This is a genomic window from Streptomyces sp. BR123 (assembly GCF_013401435.1).
Lineage (GTDB): Bacteria > Actinomycetota > Actinomycetes > Streptomycetales > Streptomycetaceae > Streptomyces.
The window spans coordinates 1-7,152 of record NZ_JACBGN010000339.1 but is presented as its reverse complement, the minus strand read 5'-3'; the positions used below and the strand labels follow the sequence as shown (position 1 = coordinate 7,152).

Here is a 7,152-nt window from a genome sequence, read left to right as displayed (position 1 = left end):
CCCACCCACCCCGCGAACGGGCCGGCGGCACAGCGGTATTGTCGCCGCCCCCCGCCGGCGAGGGGCGTGATCGCGCCAGAGCCCCGCGGCCGCGGGGCCGGGACACCGGCACCCGTCGAGGAGGTCCGCGCCCGCTCGCGGGCGCGGACCGAGGGGGGTGCGGGCCGGTCCGGACGGGCCCCCTTCCCACGGAACTCCGGCGCGCGGCGGGCCGGCGCCGCCACGCCGCCGTGCGGACCCGTATCCGGCCAAACGCCCGACCCCGGCCGCAAACGCTCTGGAAAGATGCCACGGCAATGTCACAGTCATCGAAGCCGCCGAAGCCCTCGCCACCGGCGCCGGCGCCGCAGTCCGTGCCCACCAGCGCCGACGTCGCCCGCCTCGCCGGGGTCTCGCGCGCGACGGTCTCGTACGTCCTGAACAACGCCGAAGCGGTCCGCATCAGCGAGCCGACCCGCCGCAAGGTCCGCCAGGCCGCCGAGGAGCTCGGGTACGTACCGCACGCCGCCGCGCGCAGCCTGCGCGCCGGCCACACCCGCATCGTGCTGCTGCCCGCCTCCGAGGGCCCGGTCGGCCCGCGCCACAGCGCCTTCCTCAACGAGCTCCAGCGGGCGCTGCGCCGGCTCGACTACACGGTGGTCCAGTACGGCAGCCTCGGCCTGAGCGGCGACGAGGCGGCCCGTGCCTGGGCCGAGCTGCGTCCCGTCGCCGTGGTCTGCTTCGGGCGGATCACCCTGTCGGCACACAACGTCGACACCCTCAAGCGGGCCGGGGCCCGCGCGGTGATCACGATGGGCCCGGCCCGGGTTCCCGGAGCCCTTGCCCTGATCACGGACCAGGCCGAGGTCGGCGCGCGGGCCGCCGCCCATCTGCTGGACCGCGGCCGCCGGCGCATCGGGGCCGTCGTCCCGGCCGAGGAGGGGGCGGCGCCCTTCGCCCGGGCCCGCCTCGAAGGGGCCCGCTCGGCCGTCCTCTCGAACGTCCACTCGCCCCGCCCGCCCTCGGCCCCCTCCGCCGGCGGGGCGGACTCCGGCCCCGGCCTCGTACCGCTCGCGATGGCCTGCACGGAGGAGTCGGCCGCGGAGCTCGCCGCCCGCTGGCGCTCCCTCGGCCTGGACGGGGTGTTCGCGTACAACGACGAGTACGCGATGCTGCTGATGCGCGCCCTGCTGGACGAGGGGCTGCGGATCCCGGAGGACGTCGCCGTCATCGGTGCGGACGACCTGCTGCCGGGCCGGCTGCTGCGGCCCCGGCTGAGCACGGTGCGGATCGAGATGCCGACGGGGGACCGGCTCGCGGATCTCGTGGACCGGGCGGTGCGGGAGCAGGCCGGGACCGCCGACCGGTACGGCCGGGTCGCCGCCATCGCCGTCCCCCGCGAGTCCACCTGATTCCCGGCACGCGGTGCCACCCGACCCCGGACGCCGTTGACAGGCGGTGACCTGCGGACGGACACTGCGGGCGCGCCCCACCGGGCGCGCCCGGCGTCGTGCCCGGTGCCGACGGCGGCACCGTCCCGCCGCCGCCCGCACGGATCCGCCCAGGAGAGACGCCATGAGCACCCGCACCGTCCGCGACGTGTACGTCGTCGACGCCGTCCGCACCCCGATCGGCAAGTTCGGCGGCGCCCTCGCGGGGGTCCGCCCGGACGACCTCGCCGCGCACGTGGTGCGCGCGCTGGTGGACCGTACGCCCTCGCTCGACCCGGCCCGGATCGACGACGTCGTCTTCGGCGACGCCAACGGCGCGGGCGAGGACAACCGGGACGTGGCCCGCATGGCGGTCCTGCTCGCGGGCCTTCCGGTGACCGTGCCCGGCGTGACCGTGAACCGGCTGTGCGGATCGGGACTCGAGGCGGTGATCCAGGCCGCCCGCTCCATCGCCCTGGGCGACTCGTCCGTGGCCATCGCGGGCGGCGTGGAGTCGATGACCCGCGCGCCCTGGGTGGTGCAGAAGCCCGAGCGCCCCTTCCCCTCCACCCACCAGCAGATGTGGTCGACCGCGCTCGGCTGGCGGATGACCAACCCGCGGATGCCCGACGAGTGGGCCGTCTCCCTCGGCGAGGGCGCCGAGCTCATCGCGGAGAAGCACGGCATCACCCGCGAGGCGCAGGACCTGTTCGCGCTGGACAGCCACCGCAAGGCGGCCGGGGCCTGGTCGGCCGGGCTGTACGACGACGAGGTCGTGCCGTACCCGGGCGTCGACCTCGTCCGCGACGAGTGCATCCGCGAGGGGTCGACCCCGGAGTCGCTGGCCCGCCTGAAGCCGGTCTTCCGGACCGACGGCACCGGTACGGTCACCGCCGCCAACGCCTCCCCGCTCAACGACGGCGCCGCGGCACTGCTGCTGACCGACGAGGAAGGTCTGGCGGCCACCGGCCGCGAGCCGCTGGCCCGCATCAGCGCCTCCGCGGTGACCGGGATCGAGCCGCAGCTGTTCGGGCTGGGCCCGGTCGAGGCCGTGCAGCGGGCGCTGGCCAAGGCGGGCACCGGCCTGGCCGACCTCTCCGTCATGGAGCTGAACGAGGCCTTCGCGGCGCAGGCGCTGGGCTGCCTCGCCGCCTGGCCGGAGCTGGACCCGGCGGTCGTGAACCCGCGCGGCGGTGCCATCGCGATCGGGCACCCGCTCGGCGCCTCGGGTGCCCGGCTCGCCGGGTCGGTGGCGCACCAGCTGGCTGCGGCCGGCTCGGGCAAGGGCGTGGCGTCGCTGTGCATCGGGGTCGGGCAGGGCATCGCGCTGGTCCTGGAGCGCTGAGTTCCCGGCCCACTGTGCTCCTGGGCCGCTGAGCGGCGACCGGGGGCTGCCGGTGGCGGCGGCCGCGGGGCCGCGGCGATCGATTCCGGTCACGGCAGCCCCTCAACTGCCCGATAACTGAACAGATGTGGTGCCTCCGGTCTGGCACGATGGCGCGTGCTGCTCTGCCGCCCCCGCCGCCAGCCGCTCCGCCGATCCCCTTCCGGAGGTCCCGCGTCATGCCGCTCCTCGAACCGACGCTCCGGCAGGACGGGCCGACCCTCACCGGCGGTACCGCGCCCGTCGTCGAGCCCGCCACCGGCCGCACCCTCGCCACCGTCGACCTGGCCGCACCCGCCGATGTCGCGGAGGCCGCCGTACGCGCCCGGGCCGCACAGCAGGGCTGGGCCCTCGCGTCCCACACCGAGCGCGCGGCCGTCCTGCGCCGGGCCGGGGACCTGTTCACCGCCCATGCCGCCGAGCTGCGCGACTGGCTGGTCCGCGAGTCCGGCTCCATACCCGGCAAGGCGGACTTCGAGCTGCACGTCGCCGCCCAGGAGTGCTACGAGGCCGCGGCCCTGGCCTCCCGGCCCGCCGGGCAGGTGCTGCCGAGCGAGGCGCCCCGCCTCTCCTTCACCCGCCGGGTCCCCGTCGGGGTGGTCGGGGTGATCGCCCCGTTCAATGCCCCGCTGATCCTGTCGGTCCGCTCCGTCGCGCCCGCGCTGGCCCTCGGGAACTCGGTCCTGCTCAAGCCCGACAGGCGGACCGCCGTGTGCGGCGGCCTCGCACTCGCCGCCGTCTTCGCCGAGGCGGGCCTGCCCGCCGGGCTGCTGCAGGTGCTGCCCGGCGGCGCCGAGGCGGGCGCGGCAGTGGTGGCGGACCCGTTGGTGAGGGTGGTGTCGTTCACCGGGTCGACGGCCTCCGGCCGGGCCGTCGGCGAGCTGGGCGGCCGTCACCTCAAGCGGCTGCACCTGGAGTTGGGCGGCAACTCCGCCCTGGTCGTCCTCCGCGACGCCGACGTCGAGGCCGCCGTCGCGCAGGCCTCCTGGGGGTCCTTCTTCCACCAGGGGCAGATCTGCATGACGACGGGCCGGCACCTCGTCCACGCCTCCCTGTACGACGAGTACGTCGAACGCCTCGCCGCACGCGCCGAGTCGCTGGCGGTGGGGGACCCGTACCGCCGGCAGGTGCACCTGGGGCCGTTGATCGACCGCACCCAGCTCGAACGGGTCCACGCGCTGGTCGAGGCCAGCATCGGGCAGGGCGCCAAAGCGGTCGCCGGCGGCACCCACGAGGGCCTGTTCTACCGGCCGACCGTGCTGGTCGGCGTCGGCGACGACACCCCGGCGTACGCGGAGGAGGTCTTCGGGCCCGTGGCGCCCGTCCGGTCCTTCGCGACGGAGGACGAGGCGGTGGCGCTGGCCACCGCCGGCCCGTACGGACTCTCCCTCGGCATCGTCACCCGGGATGCGGCGCGCGGGCTGGAGCTCGCCGGGCGGATCCCGACCGGGATCGCGCACGTCAACGACCAGACGGTGAACGACGAGGCCGTGGCCCCCTTCGGCGGGGTCGCCGCCTCCGGCACCGGGGTCCGCTTCGGCGGGGAGTCGAACCTGGACGCGTTCACCGAGCTGCGCTGGACCACCCTCCGGTCCGGCCCCGCCGGGCACCCGTTCTAGCCCGTTCGGCCGTTCGGCCGTCCCGTTCGGCCGTCCGCCCGGCCGTGGCCGGAATGCGCGGGGCGGGCCGTTCGTTCAACGACCGTACGAGGCAATGAGGAGGTCTGGAAACGTGGCTACCGTCGAGCTCACCAAAGAGAACTTCGACCGAACGGTCAGCGAGAACCCATTCGTGCTGATCGACTTCTGGGCCGGCTGGTGCCGGCCCTGCCTGCAGTTCGCCCCGGTGTACGAGAAGGCCTCCGAGGCCAACCCCGACCTGGTGTTCGCCAAGGTGGACACCGAGGCCCAGCCGGAGCTGGCCGGGGCCTTCCAGATCACCTCCATCCCGACCCTGATGATCGTCCGGGACCGGGTGGCCGTCTTCGCGCAGCCGGGCGCGCTGCCGGAGCCCGCCCTGGCGGACCTCATCGGCCAGGCCCGCGCCCTCGACATGGAGGAAGTCCGCGCGAAGATCGCCGCCGCGCAGCAGGACCGCGGTTAATGTGACGGGACCGGCGGGGGCCGACCCCGGCCCCGACACCCCTGGAAGGCGCGCATGGCGGAAGCGGTGGAGTACGACGTCGTGGTCCTCGGCGGCGGACCGGCCGGAGAGAACGTCGTCGACCGGACCTGCGCCGCCGGGCTGAGCACCGCCCTGGTGGAGGCCGAGCTCATCGGCGGCGAGTGCTCGTACTGGGCCTGCATCCCCAGCAAGGCGCTGCTGCGCCCGGCGCTGGCCAGGGCGGACGCCCGCCGGGTGCCCGGGCTGGCGGGCGCCGTCACGGGCGCCCTCGACGCCCAGGCGGTCTTCGCGCACCGCGACTACTGGACCGGGAACTGGAAGGACGACGGCCAGGTCGACTGGCTCGACTCGATCGGCGCCCACAGCTACCGGGGCCACGGCCGTCTGGCCGGGCCCCGGACGGTCGCCGTCGAGGGCGCCGAGGGCGAGCACCACGTCCTCGCCGCCCGGCACGCGGTGGTCGTCGCCACCGGCAGTCGGGCCGTGATCCCGCCGCTGCCCGGGATCGCCGGGGCGCGCCCGTGGACCAGCCGTGAGGCCACCTCCGCCCGGGAGGTGCCGGGCCGGCTGGTGATCGTCGGCGGGTCGGTGGTGGCCGCAGAGATGGCGACGGCCTGGCAGGCGCTCGGCTCCCGGGTCACCGTGCTCGTGCGCGGCTCCGGGCTGCTGCCGCGGATGGAGCCCTTCGCCGGGGAGCTGGTCGCCGACGCGCTGCGCGAGGCCGGCGCGGAGGTCCGTACGGGCGTCTCGGTCGAGGCGGTCGTCCGAGAGGGGTCGTCCGGCCCGGTCCGGGTGGTGCTGGAGGGCGGCGAGATCGTGGAGGGCGACGAGCTGCTGATGGCGACCGGCCGGGCGCCGCGGACCGACGACCTCGGTTTGGAGACGGTCGGGCTGGCGCCGGGCGAGTGGATCGACGTCGACGAGAGCTGCCGGGTGCCGGGGCACGACTGGCTGTACGCGGTCGGGGACGTCAACCACCGCGTGCTCCTCACTCACCAGGGCAAGTACCAGGCCCGGATCGCGGGTGCGGCCATCACGGCCCGCGCAGCCGGCACCACCGAACCGGACACCGGCCCGTGGGGCGCGCACACGGCGACCGCGGACCGGCGGGCCGTGCCGCAGGCGGTGTTCACCGACCCTGAGGCGGCGGCGGTGGGCCTCACCCTGGCCGAGGCCGAACGGGCCGGCCACCGGGTCCGAGCCGTCGACTACGAGACGGGGAAGGTCTCGGGCGCCGGGCTGTACGCCGACGGCTACCGCGGGCGCGCCCGGATGGTCGTCGACCTGGACCGGGAGGTGCTGCTGGGCGTCACCTTCGTCGGGCCGGGCGCGGCCGAACTGGTGCACGCGGCCACGATCGCGGTCGCGGGGGAGGTCCCGATCGGCCGGCTCTGGCATGCGGTTCCGGCGTTCCCGACGATCAGCGAGGTGTGGCTGAGACTGCTGGAGGCCTACCGGGGTTGAGGCGCGGTCAGGCCCCGCTCGGCCTCGCACGCGCGGCCGAGCGGGGCGCAGAGGGCGCAGAGGACTCAGAGGACTCAGAGGACTCAGGGGCCGACGGTGATCTGCTGTGTCGGGTCGGTGGTGTCGGTGATCGTGTAGACGGCGTTGAACGCGGACGTGGTGGCGCTCGTCGGGCAGCCGAACCCGCCCGTGACCGTCACCGGGACGGTGGCGCCGGTGAAGGTGAGGCTCGGAGAGGCCCCGTTGGCCCAGGTCCCGGAGACGTTCGCCGGTCCGGAGGGGGCGGCGGTGACGGTGCAGTTGGCCAGCCCGCTCGTCTGCAGGACGAGCCCGCCGGCCGGGACCGTCATGGTGGCGGTGACGGGGGAGCCGTGCTGCATCGAGACCGACCAGGAGCCGCTGGTCGTGACCGTCGGGGTCACGCCCGGCAGGCTGGCGGTGCACGAGCTGTACGTCGGCGGGGTGATCGGGGAGGATACCGGCCCGGCGGCGTTCTGGTTGCCGGGGGCGTCCGGGACGGTGCCGGTGGCAACGGAGACCGTGCAGGTCACGGTGACCGCGCCGGCCTTGAGGGTGGCTTTCCCGCTGAGGGAGGCCTTGAAGGAGTGGCCGGCCGGGGTGACGGTCGTCGATCCGGCGGCGGGCCGGGGCACGGCGGTGGCGGTGGCCGATGCCACCGACAGCACTCCGGCGGCTGCCATCCCGAGGGCGAGCGCGGTGCGCTTTCGGCTCATGGCTGTGCTCCTTGGGGATCGTGGTGCGGGGTGGGGG

The 7,152-nt window shown here is 75.6% G+C and carries 6 protein-coding genes; 5 read left to right on the top strand and 1 reads right to left on the bottom strand.

The genetic code is table 11. The features are described from left to right. Positions 1-296 precede the first annotated feature (296 nt). From HYE82_RS31975 to HYE82_RS31955, 5 genes are all read left to right on the top strand, one after another. Positions 297-1,391, top strand: coding sequence for a LacI family DNA-binding transcriptional regulator (locus tag HYE82_RS31975; protein ID WP_179177704.1), 1,095 nt, complete (start codon positions 297-299; stop codon positions 1,389-1,391). Positions 1,392-1,554: 163 nt separating this feature from the next. Further along, entirely contained in the window at positions 1,555-2,754 is a 1,200-nt protein-coding gene (locus HYE82_RS31970; RefSeq protein ID WP_179177703.1) for a thiolase family protein, read from the top strand. A 218-nt stretch (positions 2,755-2,972) separates the two neighbouring features. Next, complete coding sequence (locus HYE82_RS31965) at positions 2,973-4,412, top strand: aldehyde dehydrogenase family protein (RefSeq protein ID WP_179177702.1); 1,440 nt, start codon at positions 2,973-2,975, stop codon at positions 4,410-4,412. A 112-nt stretch (positions 4,413-4,524) separates the two neighbouring features. Then, positions 4,525-4,896, top strand: coding sequence for a thioredoxin family protein (locus tag HYE82_RS31960; protein WP_309144514.1), 372 nt, complete (start codon positions 4,525-4,527; stop codon positions 4,894-4,896). Positions 4,897-4,950: 54 nt separating this feature from the next. Continuing rightward, positions 4,951-6,381: an NAD(P)/FAD-dependent oxidoreductase gene (locus HYE82_RS31955; protein WP_179177700.1), complete on the top strand. Its 1,431-nt coding sequence runs from the start codon at positions 4,951-4,953 to the stop codon at positions 6,379-6,381. An 83-nt stretch (positions 6,382-6,464) separates the two neighbouring features. Here the strand turns inward: HYE82_RS31955 and HYE82_RS31950 are convergent, their stop codons facing one another. Continuing rightward, on the bottom strand, positions 6,465-7,115 hold the full coding sequence (locus HYE82_RS31950; protein ID WP_179177699.1) for a hypothetical protein: 651 nt from the start codon (positions 7,113-7,115) through the stop codon (positions 6,465-6,467). Positions 7,116-7,152: the final 37 nt, after the last annotated feature.

Bases quoted from the DNA above. Each gene is read 5' to 3' on its own strand.
- HYE82_RS31975 (WP_179177704.1), top strand. From the start codon at position 297: ATGTCACAGTCATCGAAGCCGCCGAAGCCCTCGCCACCGGCGCCGGCG.
- HYE82_RS31955 (WP_179177700.1), top strand. From the start codon at position 4,951: ATGGCGGAAGCGGTGGAGTACGACGTCGTGGTCCTCGGCGGCGGACCG.
- HYE82_RS31950 (WP_179177699.1), bottom strand. From the start codon at position 7,115: ATGAGCCGAAAGCGCACCGCGCTCGCCCTCGGGATGGCAGCCGCCGGA.
- HYE82_RS31970 (WP_179177703.1), top strand. From the start codon at position 1,555: ATGAGCACCCGCACCGTCCGCGACGTGTACGTCGTCGACGCCGTCCGC.
- HYE82_RS31965 (WP_179177702.1), top strand. From the start codon at position 2,973: ATGCCGCTCCTCGAACCGACGCTCCGGCAGGACGGGCCGACCCTCACC.